Source organism: Rahnella sp. EDr1-12, from assembly GCF_049206505.1.
GTDB lineage: Bacteria > Pseudomonadota > Gammaproteobacteria > Enterobacterales > Enterobacteriaceae > Rahnella > Rahnella rivi.
Genome location: NZ_JBLZNY010000001.1, coordinates 1,959,829 through 1,984,704, shown reverse-complemented (window position 1 = coordinate 1,984,704; position 24,876 = coordinate 1,959,829). Strand labels below are relative to the sequence as shown.

22 protein-coding genes are annotated in these 24,876 nt (G+C 55.4%); 12 read left to right on the top strand and 10 right to left on the bottom strand.

All coding sequences use genetic code 11. The features are described from left to right. Positions 1-35: 35 nt before the first annotated feature. Together ACO0U8_RS09130 and ACO0U8_RS09125 are read left to right on the top strand one after the other, a co-directional pair. Complete coding sequence (locus tag ACO0U8_RS09130; protein ID WP_122094516.1) at positions 36-575, top strand: GNAT family N-acetyltransferase; 540 nt, start codon at positions 36-38, stop codon at positions 573-575. A 37-nt stretch (positions 576-612) separates the two neighbouring features. Further along, positions 613-1,236 carry a glutathione S-transferase family protein gene (locus ACO0U8_RS09125; RefSeq protein WP_056776120.1) on the top strand — a complete coding sequence of 208 codons (624 nt, stop codon included), beginning with the start codon at positions 613-615 and terminating at the stop codon, positions 1,234-1,236. Between the two features lie 97 nt (positions 1,237-1,333). Here the strand turns inward: ACO0U8_RS09125 and ACO0U8_RS09120 are convergent, their stop codons facing one another. Beyond that, entirely contained in the window at positions 1,334-2,449 is a 1,116-nt protein-coding gene (locus tag ACO0U8_RS09120; protein WP_122094514.1) for an SDR family oxidoreductase, read from the bottom strand. A gap of 472 nt (positions 2,450-2,921) precedes the next feature. On the opposite strand from ACO0U8_RS09120, the gene ACO0U8_RS09115 reads away from it, so the two are divergent. Further along, positions 2,922-3,779: a PA4780 family RIO1-like protein kinase gene (locus ACO0U8_RS09115; protein ID WP_122094513.1), complete on the top strand. Its 858-nt coding sequence runs from the start codon at positions 2,922-2,924 to the stop codon at positions 3,777-3,779. A gap of 7 nt (positions 3,780-3,786) precedes the next feature. Here the strand turns inward: ACO0U8_RS09115 and ACO0U8_RS09110 are convergent, their stop codons facing one another. Together ACO0U8_RS09110 and ACO0U8_RS09105 are read right to left on the bottom strand one after the other, a co-directional pair. Beyond that, the gene (locus ACO0U8_RS09110) at positions 3,787-4,527 is read right to left on the bottom strand and encodes a molybdate ABC transporter substrate-binding protein (RefSeq protein ID WP_183848351.1); all 741 of its coding nucleotides are present in this window, start codon (positions 4,525-4,527) and stop codon (positions 3,787-3,789) included. A gap of 80 nt (positions 4,528-4,607) precedes the next feature. Further along, a complete protein-coding gene (locus ACO0U8_RS09105; protein ID WP_421670634.1) occupies positions 4,608-5,681 on the bottom strand; it encodes an ABC transporter substrate-binding protein in 1,074 nt (357 codons plus the stop codon). 211 nt (positions 5,682-5,892) lie between these two features. Between ACO0U8_RS09105 and ugpB the strand changes: the two genes are divergently transcribed. The 4 genes from ugpB (at position 5,893) to ACO0U8_RS09085 (ending at position 10,675) form a co-directional block, all read left to right on the top strand. Beyond that, positions 5,893-7,218, top strand: a complete 1,326-nt coding sequence (gene ugpB / locus ACO0U8_RS09100; protein ID WP_421670633.1) for a sn-glycerol-3-phosphate ABC transporter substrate-binding protein UgpB — start codon at positions 5,893-5,895, stop codon at positions 7,216-7,218. A 32-nt stretch (positions 7,219-7,250) separates the two neighbouring features. Next, positions 7,251-8,084 carry a glycerophosphodiester phosphodiesterase family protein gene (locus ACO0U8_RS09095; RefSeq protein WP_217204489.1) on the top strand — a complete coding sequence of 278 codons (834 nt, stop codon included), beginning with the start codon at positions 7,251-7,253 and terminating at the stop codon, positions 8,082-8,084. Further along, positions 8,081-8,878 (top strand): inositol monophosphatase family protein, encoded by a 798-nt coding sequence (locus tag ACO0U8_RS09090; protein WP_056776133.1) that lies wholly within the window; start codon positions 8,081-8,083, stop codon positions 8,876-8,878. Before ACO0U8_RS09095 ends, ACO0U8_RS09090 begins: the two co-directional genes overlap by 4 nt. Before the next feature lie 234 nt (positions 8,879-9,112). Further along, positions 9,113-10,675: a methyl-accepting chemotaxis protein gene (locus ACO0U8_RS09085; protein ID WP_136374998.1), complete on the top strand. Its 1,563-nt coding sequence runs from the start codon at positions 9,113-9,115 to the stop codon at positions 10,673-10,675. A gap of 12 nt (positions 10,676-10,687) precedes the next feature. Here the strand turns inward: ACO0U8_RS09085 and ACO0U8_RS09080 are convergent, their stop codons facing one another. Then, positions 10,688-12,781, bottom strand: coding sequence for a putative bifunctional diguanylate cyclase/phosphodiesterase (locus tag ACO0U8_RS09080; RefSeq protein ID WP_056776135.1), 2,094 nt, complete (start codon positions 12,779-12,781; stop codon positions 10,688-10,690). A 269-nt stretch (positions 12,782-13,050) separates the two neighbouring features. On the opposite strand from ACO0U8_RS09080, the gene ACO0U8_RS09075 reads away from it, so the two are divergent. Further along, positions 13,051-13,719, top strand: coding sequence for a glutathione S-transferase (locus ACO0U8_RS09075; RefSeq protein WP_421670632.1), 669 nt, complete (start codon positions 13,051-13,053; stop codon positions 13,717-13,719). 381 nt (positions 13,720-14,100) lie between these two features. Here ACO0U8_RS09075 and ACO0U8_RS09070 read toward each other — a convergent pair whose 3' ends face one another. Continuing rightward, a complete protein-coding gene (locus ACO0U8_RS09070; RefSeq protein ID WP_162997802.1) occupies positions 14,101-14,250 on the bottom strand; it encodes a hypothetical protein in 150 nt (49 codons plus the stop codon). Positions 14,251-14,264: 14 nt separating this feature from the next. Between ACO0U8_RS09070 and ACO0U8_RS09065 the strand changes: the two genes are divergently transcribed. Next, complete coding sequence (locus ACO0U8_RS09065; protein ID WP_056776138.1) at positions 14,265-15,632, top strand: NCS2 family permease; 1,368 nt, start codon at positions 14,265-14,267, stop codon at positions 15,630-15,632. Between the two features lie 314 nt (positions 15,633-15,946). Next, entirely contained in the window at positions 15,947-17,596 is a 1,650-nt protein-coding gene (locus ACO0U8_RS09060) for a Na+/H+ antiporter (RefSeq protein WP_056776139.1), read from the top strand. A gap of 71 nt (positions 17,597-17,667) precedes the next feature. Here the strand turns inward: ACO0U8_RS09060 and ACO0U8_RS09055 are convergent, their stop codons facing one another. Beyond that, complete coding sequence (locus ACO0U8_RS09055; RefSeq protein WP_421670693.1) at positions 17,668-18,546, bottom strand: LysR substrate-binding domain-containing protein; 879 nt, start codon at positions 18,544-18,546, stop codon at positions 17,668-17,670. Between the two features lie 113 nt (positions 18,547-18,659). Between ACO0U8_RS09055 and ACO0U8_RS09050 the strand changes: the two genes are divergently transcribed. Together ACO0U8_RS09050 and ACO0U8_RS09045 are read left to right on the top strand one after the other, a co-directional pair. Beyond that, positions 18,660-19,082 carry a CidA/LrgA family protein gene (locus tag ACO0U8_RS09050; RefSeq protein ID WP_183848359.1) on the top strand — a complete coding sequence of 141 codons (423 nt, stop codon included), beginning with the start codon at positions 18,660-18,662 and terminating at the stop codon, positions 19,080-19,082. Then, the gene (locus ACO0U8_RS09045; protein WP_056776141.1) at positions 19,075-19,764 is read left to right on the top strand and encodes an LrgB family protein; all 690 of its coding nucleotides are present in this window, start codon (positions 19,075-19,077) and stop codon (positions 19,762-19,764) included. The genes ACO0U8_RS09050 and ACO0U8_RS09045 overlap by 8 nt, the downstream gene beginning before the upstream one ends. 752 nt (positions 19,765-20,516) lie before the next feature. On the opposite strand, the gene ACO0U8_RS09040 is transcribed toward ACO0U8_RS09045, so the two are convergent. The 4 genes from ACO0U8_RS09040 to ACO0U8_RS09025 all read right to left on the bottom strand — a co-directional run bounded on the left by ACO0U8_RS09040 (position 20,517) and on the right by ACO0U8_RS09025 (position 24,720). After that, a complete protein-coding gene (locus ACO0U8_RS09040) occupies positions 20,517-21,278 on the bottom strand; it encodes an amino acid ABC transporter ATP-binding protein (RefSeq protein ID WP_056776143.1) in 762 nt (253 codons plus the stop codon). Positions 21,279-21,286: 8 nt separating this feature from the next. Beyond that, positions 21,287-22,396, bottom strand: a complete 1,110-nt coding sequence (locus ACO0U8_RS09035) for an amino acid ABC transporter permease (protein ID WP_056776145.1) — start codon at positions 22,394-22,396, stop codon at positions 21,287-21,289. Positions 22,397-22,405: 9 nt separating this feature from the next. Continuing rightward, a complete protein-coding gene (locus ACO0U8_RS09030; RefSeq protein WP_056776147.1) occupies positions 22,406-23,584 on the bottom strand; it encodes an amino acid ABC transporter permease in 1,179 nt (392 codons plus the stop codon). 110 nt (positions 23,585-23,694) lie between these two features. Then, complete coding sequence (locus ACO0U8_RS09025) at positions 23,695-24,720, bottom strand: amino acid ABC transporter substrate-binding protein (RefSeq protein WP_056776148.1); 1,026 nt, start codon at positions 24,718-24,720, stop codon at positions 23,695-23,697. Positions 24,721-24,876: the final 156 nt, after the last annotated feature.

The window sequence follows — 24,876 nt, the reverse complement described above, 5'->3', positions numbered from 1 at the left end:
AACGTGATGGTCATTCTGAGAAATGAGGAGCAACCATGCACGCCCAAGCGCCTGTTATTGAAACCGAACGTCTGATTTTACGTGGTCATCGCATTGATGATTTTGATGCTATTGCCGCGCAGTGGGCGGATCCTGCCGTGGTGAAATACATTGGCGGCACGCCGTCCAGCCGCGAAGCCAGCTGGAGCCGGTTACTGCGCTATCCCGGCCACTGGCAGATGCTGGGCTTTGGTTACTGGATTGTGTTTGAAAAACACAACGGTAAAGAAGGGGCGTTCGCCGGTGAAATTGGTCTGGCGGATTATCAGCGGGAGATGACGCCTTCGCTCAACGGTATGGCGGAAATGGGCTGGGTGGTGGCACCGCAGTTTCACGGTAAAGGCTATGCTGTCGAAGCGGCCAGGGCGGTACTGTCATGGGCCGATGAAAACCTCGATCGTCAGCTATGCTGCATTATTGCGCCGGAGCATCAGGCGTCTGTCCGGCTGGCGGAAAAGTGCGGATTTGTGGCGCACACCGACACCACCTATCACGGCTCGGCAACGCGGATTTTTCTCCGTCAGCCCAAAGCCTGATAGTTATTCCGGTTGTTCCATTTTGTCAGGGGAAGTCATGCTGAAGATTCTGGGTAAATCGACGTCGATCAATGTGCGGAAGGTGTTATGGACCTGCCACGAGCTGGGGCTGGAATTTGAGCAGGAACAGTTTGGTTCAGGTTTTCAGTCTGTGCAGACGCCACAATTCAGGGCGCTGAATCCGAATGCCATGGTGCCGGTGGTGCTCGATGGCGAATTCGTATTGTGGGAATCCAACGTCATTTGCCGATATCTGGCGGCGAAGGAAGGGCGGGAAGACCTGCTGTCATCGGATCCGAAACGGCGTGCGCTGACCGAACAGTGGATGGACTGGCAGGCGGGTGAGCTGAATAATTCATGGCGATATGCGTTTCCGGCACTGGCGCGCAACAGCCCTCAGCACACCGATCCGGCGCTGATTGATGCCGGTGTCAGCGAATGGAACCGTCATATGCAGATGCTGGAAGAGCAGCTTCAGCGCAGCGGCGACTATGTGCTGGGCGATAATTTTACGCTGGCCGATATTGTGCTGGGGCTTGCCGTTAACCGCTGGTCGATGACGCCGATGTCGCGCCCGGCCCTGCCTGCCGTCTCGGCGTATTACGATCGGCTGAATCAGCGCGAAGGTTACCGGCTGTTTGGTCGCAACGGCATGGTCTGATGCGGATGCCGGGCTGAAAATAAAAAAAGACGCGGCAATGTCCTGTGCCGCGTCCTGTTATTCTAAACCTTCTCTATTTTTCAACAGACGCATCGGTTTATTTAAAATCGACTCTCATGAGTTCAGGAATTGTCTGACCATGCGTCGAGAAAACACACTTATCAATATAACTCTTAAAGGCCGCCGGTTTAGGAATGCCCATATCCATCAGCCGGGAATTATCAAACTTCACGTTTAACTGCGCGAATCCGCCGTACAATTTAATGGCACGTAAAATAATTTTGTCATTACACGGCCCTAAAACATCTTTAAATTGTTTGCGAATGCCGGTGAATTCCTGATAACTGATCTGCTCGTATTCGTTAATAATACGCGAAGTATTATTGGCTTTTGCCACCGAGGTGTCTATTTCATGGAACGGCGTACACATTTCCGCGCCGGACGAAATATGATAGAAGCTGTGGCTCAGTTCGGCTGCCAGGCATAATTTCACCAGCACCATGGCGCAATAATCGACAGGAATAACATCGACTTCATCGTCGAGGTTACAGGTGAATTTCTTCAGCTTGATGGCCATCATAAAGACCCAGAAAATGCTGCTCGACGGCTGGCAACCGTACTGGGTGTGACCGACGATAATCGACGGACGTGCCACCACGAACGGCAGTGTCGGGCACTCTGAACGCACCAGATTTTCGATAGCGCGCTTGGAAATGGTGTACTGCACCAGGTCTTCGTTGTGCTCGTTGTCCGGCATTCCTTCATAGAACACGCTGTCTTTGTCCGGCATGGAGGCCATCGCCGTGCCGACGTGAACGAAACGCTGCAAGCCTTTCACCTGCGCCATGCGTTTGGCGAACACCAGAGAGCCTTCGACATTGACGCGCCACATGGCCGGATTATTGCCGAACGAGGCAATCGCCGCACAGTTGATCACGTGAGTGACCTGATCTAAACGCGGGTCGTGAATAAAGCTTTCGGGTTCGGCCAGATCGCCGGTTAAAATAGACTGTTCAGTTAACGCAGAAAGCAGTTCGTCGCTTAATTCAAATTTCTTTAAATTATCGATGATTCTGGCGAGTCCCGTCGCATTATCGTCGGCTCTGACTAATAACAATAACTGGCTCTTCGCCGTTAATTTCTGACGTAAAAGATATTCAACAACTGCACCGCCGACAAAACCAGTGGCACCGGTAATTAAAATACTGTTCATTATTAAGACCTGCAACGGGAAAGTATTGAGACAGTATCACCCGGACTGTAAACAGAACGTATACCGTTTTTTGCGCTAATTAAACGGCAGTTAAACAGCACGAAAAGCTTAAAAAATCAGGAAAGTTCATTTTAATGAAAAACTAAATATATGGCATTCGTTGGTTACACCGGGAAACATCTCAATAATACATTCGTTCTCTTTTCTCGTTATTTAAGCCAAATTAACAGCGAATAAACCGGAGGGGCAACAGGGCGCGCAGGGGGCCATTTTTACGCATAGTAGCGAGAAGATACGTGCAGAAAGTATCCACCATGCTGTCACTACGTTAAACTACTCATGTTTAGGGGGGTCTGTCTTTGGACTGCTCCGGAGCGATAACGAGGATGACGCGAACGGCGTGTCTGGTGTGTAATGCAGGGAATATTGCGCAGGTCATTCCCTCACGCGCTGAAATAAGGTACAAGGCTGCATGAAAATCCCAAATAGAATCCAACCTCTGGTGGATGACGGCCTGATAGATGATGTGGTCCGTCGACTGAAAAGTGGCAAAGAAGCCGACGTTTACACTGTTTTATGCGGTGAAGAGATCCGTTGCGCCAAGGTGTACAAAGAAGCTACGCAGCGTAGTTTCAAGCAGGCCGTTCAGTATCAGGAAGGCCGAAAAGTCCGTAACAGCCGCAACGCCCGTGCGATGCAAAAAGGCTCGAAGTTTGGCCGCAAGCAGCAGGAAGAATCCTGGCAGACGGCGGAAGTCGATGCGTTGTTCCGTCTGGCGAATGCCGGTGTGCGCGTACCGCAGCCCTATATTTGTCTGGATGGCGTGCTGCTGATGGAGCTCATCACCGACGGCGATGGCGTGGTAGCGCCACGTCTGAGTGATGTGATCCTGACGGAAGAAGAAGCCGTGGCGGATTTCGAGACGATGATCCGCAATATCGTGCGGATGTTGTGTGCGGGTATCGTTCACGGAGATTTGTCAGAGTTTAACGTGCTGATGGATGCCGAGGGGCCGGTGATTATCGACCTGCCGCAGGCCGTGGATGCCGCGGCGAATAACCACGCCGAATCCATGTTCGAACGCGATGTGAATAACATGACCGAATACTACAGCCGCTTTGCGCCGCAGTTGCAGACTACCCGCTACGCGAAAGAAATCTGGGCGTTGTATGAAGATGGCAAACTGACGCCGGAAACCCTTCTTACCGGGCACTTCGCCGAAGATACGCATAAAGCCGATGTGGATTCACTGCTCGATGAGATCATTGCCGCCGAAGATGAATACTACGATCGTCAGCGGGCAATGAAAGAACGCGATCTCGATCACTAAGCCGTTATCAGTCCGGCATCACCGAATGCTTCCCGCAAAAACCGGCGTTCTGCAAAATATGCTGGCCGGTTTCTGACAGGATAAACTCCGCCAGCGGTTTCGCTTTCTCCGTACAGGTGGCGAGCGCATAGCTGGCGCGCACGTTGTAATCCGCAGGAATATTAAACACCTCCAGCTCATCATTTTCCCGCAGCAGGGTGGCGTAACTGGTGTAGCCGATAAAGACGTCGGCCTGCCCGGTGCAAATCAACCATTCTGCCGCCAGTTTCCCCTCCGGCACTTTCGCCGACTTCTCGCCGCCCACCAGACGCAACGCTTTATTGCGCAGCACCGCGCCGGAATCGGGATGACGTCGTTCAATCAGTTCGAACATTTGCCAGGTGTAATCACCGGAAGGGTCGCTTTGCGGCGTCGATGTTGCCAGGCGAAAACGCGGATCGAGCAGTACGCTCAGCCAGTTAAGCTTCTCCAGTTCCGGCACCTTACGCGCGGTGACGCACAGGCTGTTGCCGCAAAAGGTCTGCACGTCCAGCGCTTTGCCGTGCTGTTGCAGCGCCAGCGGGTGCGCGGTGTTGGCAGAGGCGAACAGATCGGGTTTTTCACCTTTTTCGATCCGTTCACGCAGCAGCCCGGCAGGGCCGAATTCGGTGACCACACGGATGCCCGTTTCTGCCTGAAACGCCTCACACAGTGGCGCCCACGCCCGCCGCAGACTGCCCGCGGCGAGCACTTTGATCGATTTTGTCATCAGATCTCCTTGTCACATTGCTTCAAAACAGTCGTTGAAACGCAGTGATTTCAACAGCATGTACGACGTGGAGAAGAGCATTATTTCCCCGCGTGCGGGGCTTCTGCTGCGGGGTTGAAATCCGTCCGGTAGAAGCGCTGATAGTAAGCATCTGCCTGTTTCTGCATGTCGATGTCAGCAAATTTTTGCGGATACAGTTTTTTCGCCATCCACAATTCACCGATCGCCATCGCTTCAGGCATCGGGTAGCCCCAGGCTTTGGCGTATTCCGGCATCAGGTATACGCGGTGGTTTTTCACTGCATCGATGCTCTGCCAGTTCGGATCGTGGTTGATCTGCCCGACCACTTCCGGGTAACGATCCTGCACGAAGATCACCTGCGGATCCCAGGCGATGACCTGTTCCAGCGATACCTGTTTGTAACCTTTCACCGTCGCGGCCGCCACGTTCATGGCCCCGGCACGCGCCATCATCAGCCCGGTATATTTACCGGATCCGTAGGTGGTCAGGTCAGGATTGGCCATATACGTGCGGATACGCTGCGCCGGCGCAATGTTTTTCAGCCGTTCGCCGGTGAGCTGACGCTGAGAAAAAGTATAGTCGATCAATGCCTGCGCCTGTTTCTGGCGGTTCATCACGTCGCCGATAAGCGTAATGCCTTTTTTCAGCCCTTCGGTATACGCCCGGTCTTCATCCGGCAGCGCCGGGTTCATTTTGTGTTCTTCGCCTTTCGGATCGTCACGCAGTGAGACCGCCACCACGGCGATACCGGTCTGACTTATCTGGTCGATCATTTCCTGCGGCGCATAGTTAGTGACGAACACCACCTGCGGATGCAGCGCGACCACGCTTTCCAGATTGACGCTGGTCAGATCGCCGACCACCGGCGTGTTCACCAGTGAAGGCGCGAGCCGTACATAACCGCTGCCGAGCTGCTGTTGCCAGTTATTGAGCACACCGACGATGTTGCGGGTGGCGTCGAGCTGTACCAGCAGATTCAGGGTCTGATGTTGCAGCACCACCACCCGATCAACCTTGTCAGGCAGGGTCACCTGCCGGCCCAGCTGGTCGGTTATCAGGCGGGAAGCAAAAGCGGAAGGGACGGAAAAGCTCAGAACAAGTCCGAGAAGGACGGTGAATGAAAATGAACGCACGGCGGGATCCTCTGATTTCGTTATGCATAGGATTATATAGCGTTAAGAGAGAGATGAATATGACCGCCGACAATCCCGCTTTGCGCAACGGTTTTGGGATGAGGTTATGCGGGGCATGTCACCGTTTGTTCATGATTTCCTCCCTGAATTGTCATACACGCGTGCCAAGGTTACCGCCGGATAATTGTTAAGCTTTTCAACCGGAGCGATCATGAAAAACCCTGTAATGCGCGCCACGCTGATGAGTGCGCTGGCGGTAATGGCCTTTGGCGCACAGGCGCAAACGACGCTGACTTTCTGGCATTCCATGGACGGTGATTTAGGTAAAGAGGTCAGCGCGCTGGCTGACCGTTTTAACCAAACTCATCCGCAATACCGCGTGGTGCCGGTCTACAAAGGCAATTATGAGCTGGGGCTGGCCGCAGGCGTCTCGGCGTACCGCAACGGTAACGCGCCGGATATTTTGCAGGTGTATGAAGTGGGCACGCCGAACATGATGGCCAGCAACGCCGTGGTGCCTGTGGCAAAGATGTTTAAGGATGCGGGTATCCCTAACGATGAAAGCGCCTTTGTGCCTTCCGTGGCGGCCTATTACAGCGACAGCAAAACCGGGCATCTGATCTCGCAGCCGTTCAACAGCTCGACGCCGGTGCTGTATTACAACAAAGACGCGTTTAAAAAAGCCGGGCTGAATCCCGACGAGCCGCCTAAAACCTGGAATGCGCTGGCGACGGATGCCGCGGCACTGCGCGCGGCGGGCATGACCTGTGGTTACACCAATGCCGGTCAGCAGGGTTGGATCCAGATCGAAGGCTTCAGCGCATGGAACGGTTTACCGGTGGCGACGCGCAACAACGGCTTCGACGGTACCGATGCCGTGCTCAACTTTAACGGCCCGTTGCAGACGGCACACATTACGCAGCTCAATGAGATGCACAAGAAAGGGGATTTCTCGTTCTATGGCCGTAACGACGATGCCACCACCAAATTCTACAGCGGCGATTGCGGCATCCTGACCACCTCGTCGGGCTCGCTGAACAGGATCCGTCAGTACGCAAAATTCGATGTGGGCGTCGGCATGATGCCTTATCAGGATGGCGCGCCGGGCGCACCGCAAAATGCCTTTATCGGCGGCGCGAGTCTGTGGGTATTCAAAGGCAAAACGCCTGAAACCTACAAGGGCGTGGCTGAGTTCCTGCACTTCCTGGTTGAGCCGGACATCGCCGCCGAATGGCATCAGAAAACCGGTTATCTGCCGATCACCAACGCAGCCTACACGCTGACCCGCGAACAAGGTTTTTATCAAACCCATCCGGGGGCCGATATCGCGATGAAACAGATGATCAACAAGCCGCCGCTGCCGTTCACCAAAGGGCTGCGTCTGGGCAATATGTCTCAGGTGCGCACCATCATGGACGAGGAGCTGGAGAAAGTCTGGAACGGTCAGGAAACCCCTAAAGCCTCGCTCGATAACATGGTGACCCGCGGAAATCTGCTGCTGCGCCGGTTCGAAACGTCGATTGCAGCCAAACAATAGCCGGTGATTTTTTCCCGATGTCAGGAGTGATGATGAAAGCGTTAACCCGATCTTTGATTTCTCCGGAGAACCCGGATGTACTGGTTATTGCCCACCGTGGCGTATGGCAAACTACCCCCGAAAATTCACTTGCTGCGCTGCATGAGGCGATTCATCAGGGCGCAGATATTATTGAGATTGATGCGCAAACCACCGCCGATTCGCAGGTGGTGGTGATCCACGATGCGCATCTTGACCGTACCTGTGATTATCAGGGCGAGGTGGCGACTATGTCGCTGGCAGCCGTTCGCCGCGCGAGGCTGAAGGCCGCTGACGGACGCGAAGGCATGGTGCTCACCAGCGAACGCGTTCCTTTGCTGGAAGAGTTACTCGAAGAAGCTCGCGGGCGCATCGTGGTGAATGTGGACATCAAGTATGCGCGGGATTTCGATCGCATCGTGGCGCTGATCCTCAGCATGAACATGGCCGACGGCGTGCTGCTTAAAAGCAAAATCGATCTGAAAACTCAGCGTTTTCCGCTGCAAGTGACCGATGCGCGCATCCCTTATATGCCCATCCTGCACGCCCGTCCGGGCAAGTTTTCGGACGATTTGCGCAAAATAGCGCAGTTCGGTGCGCAGATGATTGAACTGAACTTTACCGATCTGGCCGACGTGATCGCCGCCCGTGAGCAACTTAAACGCCTCGGCGTCCGGTTGTGGGTCAATACGCTGGATGTCTCCCATTCGCTGGATTACTGTGACAGCCGCGCTGCGGTGGATCCCGACGGTGTATGGGGTGTGCTGGTGGATGCCGGCGTCCGGGCGTTTCAGACCGACCATGTCGGGCAACTGGTGCGCTGGCTTAAAAACAGAGGTAACCAATGACGATCACGCTTTCCGCCAAACTGGCGATTGCCAGCTCTATTGCCGCTCAGGCTGCCGAACTGGCGCTGGGTTTTTTCAACCGTCGCGACAGCATTGAAGTCAGCAGCAAGCGCCCGCAGGATTTCGTTTCAGAAGCCGATGTGGCAGTAGAGCAGTTTATCCGTGCGCAGCTGGCACAGCATTTTCCGCAGGATGCGATCATCGGTGAAGAGATGGGGGGCGTGCTGACGGATGCCGCCTGCTGGGTGATTGACCCTATCGACGGCACGTCGAATTTTCTGCGCGGTTCGCCGCTGTGGGGCGTCTCGCTCGGGCTGGTGGAAAACAAAAAACCGACCCTCGGCGTGATTGCGCTGCCGGTGCTCAACGATCTGTTTGCCGCAGAATCGGGTAAAGGCCTGTTCCTCAACGGCAAGCGGTTTCACCGTGACGATCGCTTTGGGGATGTGCAGATTGTGTCGCTCGGCGACAGTTCCGATGACAAGCTGGATGAAGCCTCGGCGTTTTATCGCGGCCTGCGGGCCGCTGAGTGGTCGGTACATTGTTACCGCTGTACCACGATCGGCATGGTGTTCGCCGCCAAAGGCATTATCGACGGGCACCTGCAACGTCGCACCACGCTGTGGGATATCGCGGGAGGCGTTGTGCTGTGTCAGGAAGCCGGGCTGGATACCGTTGTCCATTTCGCCGGTACGGCCGGAAATGAAAACTACCGGCACATGTCGGTCGCCACCGGCACGCCGTCACTGATGGCCGCCGTTGGGCCGCTGTGGCCGGATTTTGCGCCGCGTTAACGCCTCCTTGCCCACCAACTCGCTGCTCCCGGCCATTTCGGGAGCCTGGCGGGAAATGCGGGCGGCATCCTGTTTTTCCTGCCTGAAGTAACATCCTGAATTCTTCAGGTAACCCTCTGATTACACGATAAAGAACAGCATTTAACAAAATGAAATATTGTTTCATTTCACCATAAAGTTCCTCAGGCTTATGCCGTTATCTCTGACTCCTGTCACTCACTTTGCTGTGTCCTGATGAATAAATTAACCCAACTTTCCGTGCTCGCCCGCCTGATGGGGGCGTTTGCCCTTGTTCTTTCCCTGATGCTGATTTTGGCAGCGACCTCTGCCTGGCAGCTGAAAAATATTAATCAGCAGATTGAAGATTACCGCGCGTACCGGCTGCCGGGCGTTCAGTACCCGCTGGTGATGCGCGGCACGCTGGCCGAGCTGCGTCTGCAACAGGTGCAATACATCGCTTCACCGCAGGGCGCGCCGCGCGACGGTCACCGGGTGGAAATCATGCAGGCGGTGGCTAACTTTAAAGCCGCGGAACATGCCTATCAGAATCTCAACAGCGGCGGCAGCCAGTCGGCGCTGTTTAAGCAAATCGTCGATAACTTTCAGCGCTTTTCGCTGGCGAACGATCAGGTCATTGAAGCGATGGATCGCAATGATGTGGCGCAGGCCACGCAAATCAGCGGCGATAACTCACGAAAATACCGCACACAGCTGATGGCCGATCTCGCCACGCTGGTTAAAGACGAAGTCAGCAACAGTGAGCACGCGGCGGCACAGGCGCGCAGCCATTACCACTCTGCCAGCGTGCTGTTCCTGGTGCTGGTGGTGTTTGCGCTGCTGCTGTCTGTGGCGATGGCGCTCTTGCTGGCGCGAAATCTCAACCGGCAGCTGGGCGGCGAACCGGCGTACGCGGCGGCGATCATGCAGGAGATTGCGGCGGGAAATCTGGCGACGGAGATCGTCCTGCGGCCCGGCGACAGCGGCAGTTTACTGGCGTCGCTGAGCCGCATGAATCAGCAACTGAACCAGACAATCCATCAGATCATGAACGGCAGCGAGTCCATCAATCATGCCGCCAGCGAGATTGCGCAGGGCAACATTGATTTATCGCAGCGAACCGAAGAGCAGGCGGCATCGCTGGTGCAGACCAGCGCCAACATGCAAAACCTGACCACCACCGTCAGCCAGAATGCGGAGAACGCCCGCGAGGCCAGCCAGCTGGCACACGCGACGTCAGAAACCGCTTCGCAGGGCGGGTCGATCGTCAGCGGGATGCAACTGCATATGCGGGATGTTTCCGGCAGTTCAAAAGAAATCATCAATATTATCAGCGTGATCGAAGGTATTGCCTTCCAGACCAATCTCCTCGCGCTGAATGCGGCGGTAGAAGCGGCACGCGCCGGCACGCAGGGCAAAGGCTTTGCGGTGGTGGCCAGCGAAGTGCGCGTTCTGGCGCAGAAAAGCGGGCAGGCGGCGAAAGAAATTAAAAATCTGATCCACGGCACCGTTTCTAAAATTGCCGAAGGTTCGCAGCAGGCTGACCGCGCGAGTCAGGCGATGAACGACATCGTGAATTCAGTGAATAAAGTGGCGGGAATTGTCAGTGAAATTTCGACTGCCAGCACCGAGCAGCATACCGGCATTCATGAGGTGGGCATTGCGGTGGATCAGATGGACCGGGTGACGCAGCAAAACGCTGCGCTGGTGGAGCAGGCCGCCGCGGCGGCGCAATCGCTGACGGAGCAGAGTGTCGAGTTGCGCAATGCCGTGCGGTTTTTCCGCACGGCTGCGGTCTGATATCAGCCGCTGTCAGGGCTGTTGCGTGATGGTGAGCTGAGGTTCCCAGGCCGAATCCGGGTGCCGGGCGATTTGCTCCGGGGTCATTGGCCGCCCGAGCAGATAGCCCTGCAAGGTGTCACACCCCAGCTGGGTGAGGAAATCCTGTTGCTGGGTGGTTTCCACGCCTTCGGCCACCACTTTCAGATTCAGCGTCTGGCCGAGGGCAATAATGGCAGACACGATGCTGGCATCTTCGCTTCCGGCGATCAGATCGTTGATAAATGCGCCGTCGATTTTCAGCTCGCTGGCGGGTAAACGCTTGAGATAGAGCAGGCTGGAGTAGCCGGTGCCGAAATCATCAATCGAGGCTTTGACACCGTATTTTGTCAGACGCTCGAGTATCGCCACGCTGACGTCCGGGTTGCGCATCGCGGTGGTTTCGGTGACTTCCAGCGTCAGCATTTCCGGCGGAATGTGGTGGCGTTCAACGGTATCGATGACCATTTCCACCAGATTCGCCTGCTCGAATTGCAGCGCGGAAAGGTTTACCGCCACCGTCCAGGTGGTGTGCCCGGCGAGGTGCCATTCACGTAACTGGCGGCAGGCTTCATTCAACACCCATTCGCCGATAGGAATGATCAGACCGGTTTTCTCCGCCAGTGGCAGGAACACGTCTGGGCTGAGGGTTTTACCTTCGCGCTCCCAGCGCAGCAGGGCTTCAAAGCCGCTGACCGGTCCGTAAGGCGCGATAAATTTCGGCTGATAATGCAGACGTAATTCGTGATGCTCGATCGCCAGACGCAAGTCGTTAAGCATCTGCAACTGATTTTGCGCATTGGCGTTCATTGAAGGCTGGAAGAAACTGTGGCCGTTGCGGCCTGAGTTTTTGGTGTGATACATCGCCGCATCGGCGTTAAGCATCAGTTCGCGTTCGTTCTCGCCGTCGCCCGGATACACGGCAATACCAATACTGGCGGATACCAGCAGTTCGTAACGCGAAACGTGGAACGGGCGGGCAATCAGGTGCACCAGTTTATCCGCCAGCTGTGAGGCATCGGTCGGCTCGGTGATTTCTGTCAGCAGGACAAACTCATCGCCGCCCAGCCGTGCCAGCGTATCCGACGCGCGTAAATGCGACAGCAGCCGCTCGGTCACCGACACCAGCAACTGATCGCCAATGTGATGGCCAAAAGCGTCATTGACCGCCTTGAACCCGTCGAGATCGATAAACAACACCGCAAATTCAGATTCTCCCCGCGTGGCTTTCTGCACGGCCTGGCCGAGACGATCTTCCAGCAGCAGACGGTTGGGCAACTTGGTCAGGTTGTCATGCAGGGCTAACTGGGTCAGCTCGCGATTGGCCTGCGCCAGCGAAGACGCGAGCACCGACGTGCGCGCCTGCATACGGCCATCGAGCACCGAGATAATCAGCGTGATCGCCAGGATCGCCAGCGTTACCACAATGACCAGCAGCGCCAGCCAGTTGTTATCCACGCCGCTGTTGGCGGCCATGCTGTGGCTCATCGGCGGGAACGTGGCGGCGGCCATGCCGGTGTAATGCATGCCGACAATGGCGGTGCCCATGATCACGGCGGCGCTGATGCGCAACAGACGCACGTTAGGCGACTGCTGACGTAAATGGAAGGCCATCCACAGCGCCGCACCCGACGCCACCACGGCCACCAGTACGGACACCATCACCCACGGCACGCTGTAGATAACAGGCGGCATCATGCGCATCGCAGCCATGCCGGTGTAATGCATCGCGGCAATCCCGCCGCCCATCAGCAGTGAACCGGCCAATAAACGCATCATCGGTAACTGCGGCAGGCACACCAGCCACAGCGCAAAGGCGGAGGAAATAATGGCGATAAGCATGGAGAGTAAGGTGATCAGCGGGTCATAACCCATTGATACCGTTGAGTTGAATGCCAGCATTCCGATGAAATGCATCGACCAGACGCCGATCCCCATGGCGATTGCGCCACCGGTTAACCAGAGACGGGAGGCCTTTCCCTGAGTGGTCGCGACCCGCCCGGCCATATCCAGCGCGGTATAAGAGGCAAGCATTGCAACAATGAATGAAAACATCACCAGCACATTGTTGTAATTACTGGAAAACATGTAAGGCTCCACACAAGCAGGGGTCAATGAGACGGGCTGTTTTTATATTCGGCGTTAATCGCATCACGAGTTATTAAAGGCGAATGAAGTCACGAAAATCTGTTTTCGCGTAATTAAGATTAATCTGTAAGTGGTTTTAATCAAATAAAAAAAACGCATGCAAAATTACACCTGATGAATGCAAGGTTTTTTTAAAGCGTGATAAACAGAGAAGCAAAGTCTTGTCTATAGTTAACAAATAATTAAACGTCACGGGATGGAACAGATTCATGATTAAAGTACATCATTTAGATAATTCACGTTCACAGCGAATTTTGTGGATGCTTGAAGAAGTGAGCGTCCCTTATGAAATTCAGCGTTATCAGCGGGATAAATCGACCATGCTGGCGCCCGCGTCTTTGAAGAAAGTGCATCCTTTGGGAAAAGCGCCGGTGCTGGAAGATAACGGGCTGATCCTTGCCGAGTCTGGCGCCATCATTGAATACTTACAGGAAACCTATGACGCCGAAGGGGTGCTAAGGCCATCGGCTCTGGCCGAGCGTCAGCAATACCGCTACTGGATGCATTACGCCGAAGGGTCATTGATGCCGCTGCTGGTCATGAAACTGATTTTCGGGCGCTTAGGCAAACCGCCGATGCCGTGGCTGATCCGTCCGATTGCCGGTGCCATCGGGCAGGGCGTGCAGAAAAATTACATCGATAAACAGCTGACCACCCACATGGATTTCCTCGAGCAGCATCTTGCCGTCCACCCTTATTTCGCCGGTTATCAGTTCAGCGCGGCTGACATCCAGATGAGTTTCCCGGTAGAAGCCATTAATGCGCGCGCAGGGTTGGGAAAATATCCCCGTCTTAATGCCTGGTTATCCAATGTCACGGCGCGACCGGCTTATCAGAAAGCCCTGGAAAATGGAGGGCCATTCACCATCATGCGTTAAGTTTATTTCAGGCTGAGGTGTCTTTGTGCCGCGTTGTTTTTATTTTCCGGCGTTCGTGCGTGACATATTTACGTGATGAACGCCTTTAAATAAATAACCCTTAATAACTGTCATGATATTTTATTTTCAACGTTTTCCTGCCCGTTCCTGATTTATCTCCGGTGTTTCAGTGCTGATTTTTATTTCTGACGCCGCCACGTTTTTCACCCGCCGTCCCCGCCTTTTTTGCGTTGCTGTCATCGCGTGCGCAACCGATATCGTTCAGCAAACCGCCATCGGGACAAATTTGCAGCAAATTCGCGTTTTTCTTGACCGGACAACGGTAAATTGTCGGCAAACAGAGTTGAAAAGAGGGTATAAGAGGCCGGATAATCGTTTGCGCTAAATTTTAGTCCCGCCATACGCGATGTGAGTTAAACGTTTGCCCTGCACACGTGACGCCGGTTTTGCCGGTATTTCGTGCATCAGGTAAGGAAGCGAACGTGAAGAAACGGTTTCATAATGACCACGCAGGCTAATCAGTAAAGACATCCAGAGGATTTTCCATGTCGAGTCAACAACCTCAAACGGGCCGCGCTGTTGCGCCAAAGGGCCCGCTTGATGCTTATTTCAAAATCAGTGCGCGTGGCAGCCATGTGCGTCAGGAAGTGATCGCCGGGTTAACGACGTTCCTGGCGATGGTGTATTCGGTGATTGTGGTGCCATCAATGCTCGGCAAAGCGGGCTTCTCTCCGAGCGCGGTGTTTGTCGCGACCTGTCTGGTGGCCGGTTTCGGTTCCCTGCTGATGGGGTTGTGGGCAAATCTGCCGCTGGCGATTGGTTGCGCCATTTCTCTGACGGCGTTTACCGCGTTCAGTCTGGTACTTGGTCAGCACATCAGCGTACCGGTTGCGCTGGGTGCGGTGTTCCTGATGGGCGTGTTGTTCACGATTATCTCGGTCACCGGGATCCGTTCGTGGATTTTGCGCAACCTGCCCATGGGCGTTGCGCACGGGACCGGCATCGGCATTGGTTTATTCCTGCTTCTGATTGCGGCTAACGGTGTCGGTCTGGTGGTCAAAAACCCGCTGGACGGTTTGCCTGTTGCGCTCGGCGCGTTCACGTCATTCCCGGTGGTGATGACGTTGCTCGGTCTGGCGGTGATTTTTGGTCTGGAGAAGCTGCGCGTTCCGGGCGGTATTCTGCTGGTGATTATCCTGATTTCCGTTATCGGTCTGATTTTCGATCCGGCGGTGAAATATCAGGGGCTGTTCGCGATGCCTTCTCTGGCGGGCGCGGATGGCAAATCTGTCATTTTCGATCTCGACATTATGGGCGCACTGAAAGCGGCGGTATTGCCAAGCGTTCTGGCGCTGGTGATGACGGCGGTGTTTGACGCCACCGGTACCATCCGTGCGGTGGCCGGTCAGGCGAATCTGCTGGATGAAAAAGGCCAGATCATCAGCGGCGGTAAAGCCCTGACGGCTGACTCCGTGAGCAGTATTTTTGCCTCGCTGGTCGGGGCATCGCCTGCGGCGGTGTATATCGAATCAGCAGCGGGTACGGCGGCAGGCGGTAAAACCGGCCTGACGGCCACGGTCGTCGGCGTGCTCTTCCTGCTGATGTTGTTCCTGTCTCCGCTTTCTTATCTGGTGCCTGCTTACGCCACCGCCCCTGCGCTGATGTATGTCGGTCTGCTGATGCTGAGCAACGTAAACAAACTGGATTTCAACGACTTCGTTGATGCCATGGCGGGGCTGCTGTGTGCGGTGTTTATCGTGCTGACCTGCAACATCGTCACCGGCATCATGCTCGGTTTCAGCTCGCTGGTGATTGGCCGTATTTTCTCCGGCGAATGGCGCAAACTGAACGCGGGCACGGTGATTATCGCCGTGGCGCTGGTGGTGTTTTATGCGGGCGGATGGGCGATTTGATGCCAGCCCGACCGGAAAGTTTCGGTTTCTCACGTGCGGTAATCGCTTAACGCGCTGCGCCGAAACCGTCCAAAGGAGGAATGTGCTTTTCCTCCTTTGGATCCCTCCTCGCTTTTTCAACAAGCGCTCCGCTCGCTGGCTCTTAAATTCAAGAGCAGATTGTCTTTTATCTTTCCCGCGACCACGACCTGGGGTTTAAAAACGGGTTTAAGCACGCTCTGATTTAAAAATACGTTTTTTTTGATCTACTATTCCCCCTGTATGTGTCAGACCCCGTCTGATTGAAATCATAAAAACAAGAGTCTAAGGAAAGCATGGAAATATTCTTTACCATTCTGATTTTGATTCTGGTGGTGTCGCTCTCCGGTGTCGTTACCAGAATGTTGCCGTTTCAGGTTCCTCTTCCATTAATGCAGATTGCGGTCGGTGCCTTGCTGGCCTGGCCGAATTTTGGTTTGCACGTGGATTTCGACCCCGAGCTGTTTCTCGTCCTCTTTATTCCACCCCTGCTGTTTGCCGATGGCTGGAAAACCCCGACCCGTGAATTCCTCCACCACGGGCGCGAAATACTTGGGCTGGCGCTGGTGCTGGTGTTACTCACCGTCGTCGGCATTGGTTACCTGATTTATATGATGGTGCCGGATATCCCGCTGGTCGCGGCGTTTGCGCTGGCTGCGGTGCTTTCCCCGACCGATGCCGTGGCGTTGGGCGGTATCGTCGGCAAGGGCCGTATTCCGAAGTCGATCATGAGCGTGCTGGAAGGTGAGGCGCTGATGAATGATGCGTCCGGTCTGGTGTCGTTGAAATTCGCTATCGCCGTGGCGATGGGCACGATGATCTTTACCGTCGGCGGTGCCAGCGTTGAGTTCCTGAAAGTCGCCATTGGCGGCCTGATGGCCGGTGTCGCGGTGACCTGGCTGTACAGTAAATCACTGCGCATCATGAGCCGCTGGAGTGGTGATGATCCGGCGACGCAAATCGTCTTCCTGCTGTTGCTGCCTTTCGCCTCGTATCTGATCGCAGAACACATTGGTGTGTCAGGCATTCTGGCCGCCGTTGCCGCCGGTATGACCATCAGCCAGTCCGGGATTATCCGTAATGCGCCGCTGGCGATGCGTCTGCGCGCCAACAGCGTCTGGGCGATGCTTGAGTTTGTGTTTAACGGCATGGTGTTCATCATGCTGGGCCTGCAATTACCGGGCATTCTGGAAAATTCTATCGATCAGGCGACGCACGATCCGTCCATCGTGACCTGGCATCTGTTTGCTGACGTTGGGATTATCTATTTTGCGCTGCTGATCCTGCGTTTCGTCTGGCTGTGGGTGATGAAGAATTTCAGCAATCGTTTCCTGAAAAAGAAACCGCTGCTGTTTGGCAGCTACAGTACGCGTGAGCTTTGGGTGGCGTCGTTTGCCGGTGTGCGCGGGGCGATTACGCTGGCCGGTGTGCTGTCAATTCCGCTGTTTCTGGCTGATGGTTCGGCGTTCCCGTCGCGTTATCAGCTGGTGTTCCTGGCGACCGGCGTCATTCTGTTCTCGCTGATTGCGGGCGTGATTGCCTTGCCGTTCCTGCTAAAAGGCGTCGTGGTGGCCGATGGCTCGACCTACCGTGAAGAAGAGCGCATGGCGAAATCCATCGCAGCGGAAGTGGCGATCGAAAGTCTGCACAAGATGGAAGAACGTCTGGCGGCGGATACCGAAGAGAACATTGATGAACAGACGCTGAAGGAAATCAGTTCGCGGGTGATCGGGACATTGCGGCGAAGAACGGCCAACCGTGATGATATGGAAACCGCGCTGAAGCTGGAAAACCTTGAGCGTCGCTTCCGTCTGACCGCGCTGCGTGCTGAACGCGGTGAGCTTTATCATCTGCGCGCCACGCAGAAAATCAGTAATGAGACGCTGCAAAAACTGCTGCATGATCTCGATTTGCTTGAGGCGCTTCTGGTCGAAAAAGAAGTGTAGTTTCGGTCTGAAATGAAAAAACCGCGTGCGCTGAAAGGGGCACGCGGTTTTTTATTGCCTGCTATTTCCCGCTATTTCCAGTGATCGCGGCACAGCGTGATCCACGCCTGCGCGCTGTGAGAAAGATAGCTGCCGTCATGCCAGATGAGGCCCAGTTGCCACGGCATCAGGGGCGCCAGCGGCAGCCATATCAGCGCGTTTTTATCCAGCCGCTGGCAGATGGGTTCCGGCAGGATCGCCACGCCCATGCCGGTTTGTACCATTGCGGCCAGGAAATCCCATTGTCCGCTGCGGGCAGCAATTTTCGGGGTGAAACCCTGCGCGGTGAAGGCGTCCATCAGCTGGCGGTACAGGGCAAAATCTTCGTTGTAAATCAGGATGCTTTCATCTGCCAGCTCACTGAGGGCAATATGGGTACGGTTCTCCCAGTGCGCCGTGCGCGGCACCACCACGCAGAGCGGATGGCTGAACAGCAGCAGTGAAGCGATGGAGGGCACGGCGTCGGCGGGCAGGGCGGTGAGCGCCAGATCCAGCTCACCGGAGATCACCGCCTGTTGCACCGTCAGGCCGCCGAACTCGGAGATGATCAGTTCAATGCCCGGATACTGCTGGCGGAAGGTGCCGATCAGCGGGGCGATTTGTGTGCCGACCATGGGCGGAATGCCCAGGCGCAAATGGCCGGATTTCAGCGAGTTAATGTCTTCGAGTTCCGCTTCCAGCTGACGGAATTCTTCGAGGATATTCAGCCCGCGCTGATACAACGCCTGGCCGCTGTCAGTCAGGCGTAAACGCCGTCCTTCGCGGACAATCAGCGTGCATTCCAGCTCTTCCTCCAGATGACGCAACATTTTGCTGATGGTCGGCTGGGTGACGAACAGCTTCTCTGCCGCGCGGGTGAAACTCTGCTGGCGAACCACTTCGACGAAATAACGTAGCGTACGGACGTCCATCATTGAGTATTCCGGTTTGGAATCATTTTAATGATTTTAATTCATTTCTTTACCGGTTTCCTGCCAGCGTATACTTCATTTCTTCCCTTTATTCGCCTTCCGAGGTCTTTCCCATGTTGCTGGCGTTGCGCACTAAAGCGCCGTCCCTGCTGACCCGCTGTCAAATCCCCGTTCAGGTGGTGTTGTACGCGGTGTTATTTGTGATCGCCGATCGTCTCGTTACCGCGCTGCACCTGCCGCTGCCCGCCAATATTGTCGGGATGCTGATGCTTTTATTGCTGATTATGTTTCGCGTATTGCCCCTGAACTGGGTGAAAGCCGGTTCCCGCTGGCTGCTGGCGGAGATGCTGCTGTTTTTCGTGCCCGCCGTGGTGGCGGTGGTGAACTACGCGCAGTTGCTGATGATCGAAGGCTGGAAAATCTTTCTGGTGATTGGTGTCAGTACGGTACTGACGCTTGCCGCAACGGCATTAGTGGTAGACCGGGTTTACCGGCTGGAACAACGTCTGGCGGCGAGGAAGGCATCCCGTGACTGATCTGCTCATCAGCATAGTGTGTTTTGTCATCACGCTCGGGCTGTATTACGCCAACAAAAAACTCTACCGCCAGCGCCGCACGTTGCTGCTGATGCCGCTGGTGTTCACGCCGATTGTGCTGGTGGTTCTGCTGGTTATCACGCACACGTCGTATCAGGATTACATCGGCGAAACCCACTGGCTGCTGTGGCTGCTCGGGCCTTCGACCATCGCGTTTGCGGTGCCGGTTTACGAGAATATGGCGGTGATCCGCCGCCACTGGATGTCGCTGAGCGCGGGCGTGCTGACGGCTATCGTCGTCGCCGTCAGCAGTTCCGTCTGGCTGGCGCGGATGCTGACGCTGCCGGAAGAGATCCAGCGCAGCCTGGCGGTACGTTCCATCACCACGCCGTTCGCGCTGGCGGCGGCGAAGCAAATGGGCGGTCAGCCGGATCTGGTGGCGCTGTTTGTGGTGATCACCGGCGTATTTGGTATGGCAGTGGGTGATATGTTGTTTTTGCGTCTGGCGGTGAAAAGCGGTCTGGCGAAAGGTGCCGGGTTTGGCGCGGCTTCCCACGGTGCCGGTACGGCCAGAGCGTATGAGCTGGGTGCCGAAGAGGGCGTTGTGGCGAGTCTGGTGATGATGCTGGCGGGGGTGGTGACGGTGGTGATGGCGCCGGTGATCGGGGGAGTGATGTGGTGATGATCTTTTGAAAAAGATCTGAAACGTTTAATTTAAATTCAAATTTAAATTCAAATTCAAATTCAAATTCAAATTCAAGGTCGTGGGCGTCGGCCCACACCGACCAGAGACCCGGTAACGCGCGGGCCTCTGGACTCCGCGCTTTTTTAACTGCGCGCTCCGCTCGCAAGCTATGTTTCAGGTACCGCAGCGATAGCCGCAAAACCTTGGGTTGCCACCCAAACTGGCCTTAAGAGGCGCCTATCGCCGCGCCTCTTAAGAATCTCCGGCTCTTAAACTGCGCGCTCCGCTCGCGGGCTATGTTTCAGCTGCCCCGGCGATAGCCGCAAAATCCCGCCGCTGCGCGGTGCCCTCCCGTCGGGTTACAACCCGCGCAAAAACACGCGCGGTTTTCCACCTCTCCCTCCGGCGTGATTTTTGAAAGCGGCTTCAGACCTGTACATCACAACCTCAGCATCTTCTTTTCTGCGGGCGATTCAGACATCTTGCTGAACGGAGCGGCTTCGAGACGTATGGCTCGAAGACCGAGAGAAGGGACCGCGCAGCGGCAAGATGTCTAGCCTGTCGCAGCGGTTTCTGAAACATAGCCTGAGAGCGGTAGCGCGTGTTGAAAAAGCGAGGGGAAATCCAAAAGGGGAAAAGCACTTTCCCCTTTTGGGCGGTTTCGGCGCAGCGCGATAAGTGATCACCGCCATTGAGAAACCGAAACGTTCACTATGCCGTTCAGATGCCGGTCAAGCTGCGGCCTCAGCTTAATGAATCACCTGTGACAGAAACTCTCTTGTCCTCGCCGATTTCGGATTCGCAAAGAACTCCAGCGGCGGGGCTTCTTCCACGATCTCTCCGCGATCCATAAAGATCACCCGGTCGGCCACGGTGCGGGCAAAGCCCATCTCATGTGTCACACACAACATGGTCATTCCTTCTTCCGCCAGCCCGATCATGGTGTCTAACACTTCTTTCACCATTTCCGGATCCAGCGCGGAGGTCGGTTCGTCGAAGAGCATGATTTTTGGCTTCATGCACAGCGAACGGGCGATGGCCACACGCTGTTGCTGTCCGCCGGAAAGCTGCCCCGGAAATTTGTTGGCGTGCTCGGCGATACGCACCCGTTTGAGGTAATGCATCGCCAGCTCTTCCGCTTCTTTCTTCGGCATCTTGCGCACCCAGCATGGCGCCAGGGTGCAGTTTTGCAACACGGTCAGATGCGGGAACAGATTAAAATGCTGGAACACCATGCCGACTTCGGTGCGCACCCGTTCGATGTTACGCAAATCATCGTTGAGCTCGGTGCCGTCCACCACAATGCGCCCTTGCTGATGCTCTTCCAGATGGTTGATGCAACGGATGGTGGTCGATTTCCCGGAACCGGAAGGGCCGCACAGCACGATGCGTTCGCGCGGTTTGACGCTCAGATTGATGTCTTTCAAAACGTGGAACTGTCCGTACCACTTATTCACGTTTTCCAGCGTGATCATCATATTTTGTTGTTCAGTGACGTGATGGTCGCTCATGGTTTACCTCAGTGTGCGGAACGTCCGGTGTGAAAGCGTCTTTCCAGATGCTGGCTATAACGCGACATGCTAAAACAGAAAATCCAGTAAACGGCGGCGGCGAAGACGTAGCCTTCGGTCGACATGCCGAGCCACTCGGGATCGACGGTGGCTTGCTGTACGCTGCTGAACAAATCAAACAGGCCGATGATGATCACCAGACTGGTGTCTTTAAACAGCGCGATGATGGTGTTGACCAGACCCGGTATCACCATTTTCAACGCCTGCGGCAGAATGACTAATCCCTGCGTTCTCCAGTAGCCGAGCGCCAGCGATTCCGCGGCTTCGGTCTGGCCTTTCGGCAGCGCCTGCAGGCCACCGCGCACCACTTCCGCCACATACGCCGACTGAAACAGCACCACACCCACCAGCGCACGCACCAGTTTGTCGATACTCGTCCCTTCGGTCATAAACAGCGGCAGCATCACCGAGGACATAAACAGCACGGTGATAAGCGGCACGCCGCGCCAGAATTCGATGAAGATGACCGAGAGGATCCGCACGACTGGCAGACGCGAACGTCGCGCCAGCGCCAGCAAAATGCCCAGCGGTAATGCCCCGGCAATGCCCACTGCGGCGATGATAAGCGTCAGCGTCAGGCCGCCCCACTGGCGGGTTTCAACGCGGGTCAGGCCAAAGAATCCGCCGTACAGCATGAACCAGGTGAAGATCGGGAACAGCACCATCCACACCGCGATGTAACGCCCGCGGCGTGGCGTGGCTTTGAAGAATATCGGCGCCAGCGTCAGCAACCCGACAATCAGCGTGAGGTTGATGCGCCAGCGCTGATCAAACGGATACAGACCATACATAAACTGGCCGAAACGGGCATGGATAAACACCCAGCAGGCCCCGGCTTTGGTGCAGTCTGTGCGCGCCGTGCCAACCCAGTTGGCCTGGAAAATAACCCAGTTCAACATCGGAGGGATCACCAGCCACATCAGCCATAAACAAAACAGCGTCAGCAGGCTGTTAAACCAGCTGGAGAACAGATTCTTACGTGCCCACAGCACGGCCGTTCCGACTGGCGTACCGGGCTTCACGGCTCTGACTCCCGGAGGAAGTGTTGTCATCGTCATGGTTTTCCCTTAACGCTCGACCAGCGCGATGCGCCGGTTGTAAATGTTCATCAAAAACGAGATCAGCAGGCTGATGATCAGGTAAACCGACATGGTGATGGCAATGGTTTCAATCGCCTGACCGGTCTGGTTCAGCACGGTACCGGCGAACAGCGACACCATATCCGGGTAACCAATCGCGGCGGCCAGAGAGGAGTTTTTGACGATGTTCAGATACTGGCTGGTCAGCGGCGGAATAATCACCCGCATCGCCTGCGGTAAAATTACCTGACGCAGGGTGACCGGATTCGGCAGGCCGAGTGAGCGCGCTGCCTCATGCTGGCCGTGCGAAACCGACTGAATCCCGGAGCGGATCACTTCGGCGATAAACGTGGAAGTGTACACCGACAGCGCCAGCGTTAACGCCGCCAGTTCCGGGATCAGCACCATGCCGCCCCGGAAGTTGAAACCGCGTAGTGCAGGCACATCCCAGTGAACGGCAGGCCCGAAAATCAGGTGCGCCAGCGCAGGGAAAACCACCAGCATCAGGATTGCCCACGGCCAGATACGCCAGACGCGCCCGGTGTGGATTTGTCGAAAATGGTTGTAACGCCTGAGGGCAAAAATTCCGAACACCGCCAGCAGCAGGGCGATAAAACCGGCCAGACTGCCCGGCGATAACTCCGGTGACGGCAGGTACAAACCACGGTTGCTGACGAATGCCAGATCAAATGCGTTGAGGCTTTGACGCGGGCCAGGCAGGTTGCGCAGGACGGCGAAGTACCAGAAGAAGATTTGCAGCAGGGGAGGAATGTTACGGAATATCTCGATGTAGACCGTCGAGACTTTACGGATCAGCCAGTTATCAGAGAGACGGCCTAATCCGATGATAAACCCGATAATCGATGCGAACACGATACACAGCGCAGAAACCAGCAGGGTGTTGAGCAGGCCGATAACGAAAACGCGGGCGTAGGTGTCGCCTTCCTGGTAGTCAATAAGGTGCTGAACAATGCCGAAACCGGCACCTTTTTCAAGGAATGCAAATCCCGAGGTGATCCCTCGTGTAGTCAGATTGGTAATGGTGTTGTGGAGCAGGTAACCGAGACAGGCTACCAGCAACACCACCGCGAAAATTTGGTAAATCCAGGCTCGTACGGCTGGATTGGTCAGCGAGAACGAACCTTTTCCGGTTGGGCGTTGCGACATAGTGGATGGCCTTTAGCAATCTATCACCGGGAAGTGATGCACCGGGGAACGGCCGGTGCATCAACATCCTTAAACACTTTATTATTCAAACACGTTGGTGATGAAGGGTATTAACGGACCGGTGGTGCGTACTGGATACCGCCTTTATTCCACAATGCGTTCTGACCACGTTTGATTTTCAGCTCACTGCCCTGACCGACGTTGCGTTCAAAGCTTTCGCCGTAGTTACCGACTTGTTTAACGATTTTCACCACCCAGTCGTTAGGCACTTTCAGATCTGCACCGTAAGTCCCGGTTTTACCGAGCAGGTTGCTCATGTCCGGCGTGGTCGGGTTAGCGGCCAGCTGCTCAACGTTGGCAGACGTCACGCCCATCTCTTCGGCATTCAGCATGGCGAACAGGGACCAGCGCACCACGGCCAGCCAGTCTTCATCACCACGGCGAACAACCGGGCCCAGAGGTTCTTTAGAAATCACTTCCGGCAGTACGATGAACTCATCCGGTTTACCCAGTTTGATGCGCAGTGCGTAGAGCTGAGACTGGTCAGAGGCCAGGGTGTCGCAGCGGCCTGAGTCCAGCGCTTTGGCACTTTCATCAGAGCGGTCGAAGGTGACCGGGGTGTAAGTCATTTTGTTGGCTTTGAAGTAGTCAGCCACGTTCAGCTCAGTATCGGTACCGGCTTGCAGACATACCGTCGCGCCATCGAGTTCTTTCGCGCTTTTCAGGCCCGCTTTCTGATGTGTCAGGAAGCCGATGCCGTCGTAGTAGTTGACGCCCGCGAAGATCATCCCCATGCCCGCATCGCGGGAAGAGGTCCAGGTGGTGTTACGGGACAAGATATCCACTTCGCCAGATTGCAGGGCGGTGAAACGCTCTTTCGCGGTCAGCGGGGTGTATTTCACTTTCTCAGCATCGCCAAACACGGCAGCGGCCACTGCGCGGCAGACGTCAACGTCAAGACCGGTGAATTTGCCTTTGGAGTCCGCGTAGGAGAAACCCGGCAAACCATCACTGATGCCGCATTGAACAAAACCTTTCTTTTTGACTGCATCCAGAGTGGTACCTGCATGAGCCTGACCAGCCAGTGTCACGAAGCTTGCTGCGGCAATCAGCGTAGAGAGCAATATTTTTTTCATTAAGCGTCCTGTGAGACAAAACTGAGAATTATTATTGTGTGAGTGCCTGAGCACCCTGTCTGTTTTGGGGCGTCGCCCTCTGCTCCTGTCATTGCAAAGGGAGTGCCAACATCGAAAAAACGCCCAACAATCTAGTCACAGTAGGGAAATGCTCAG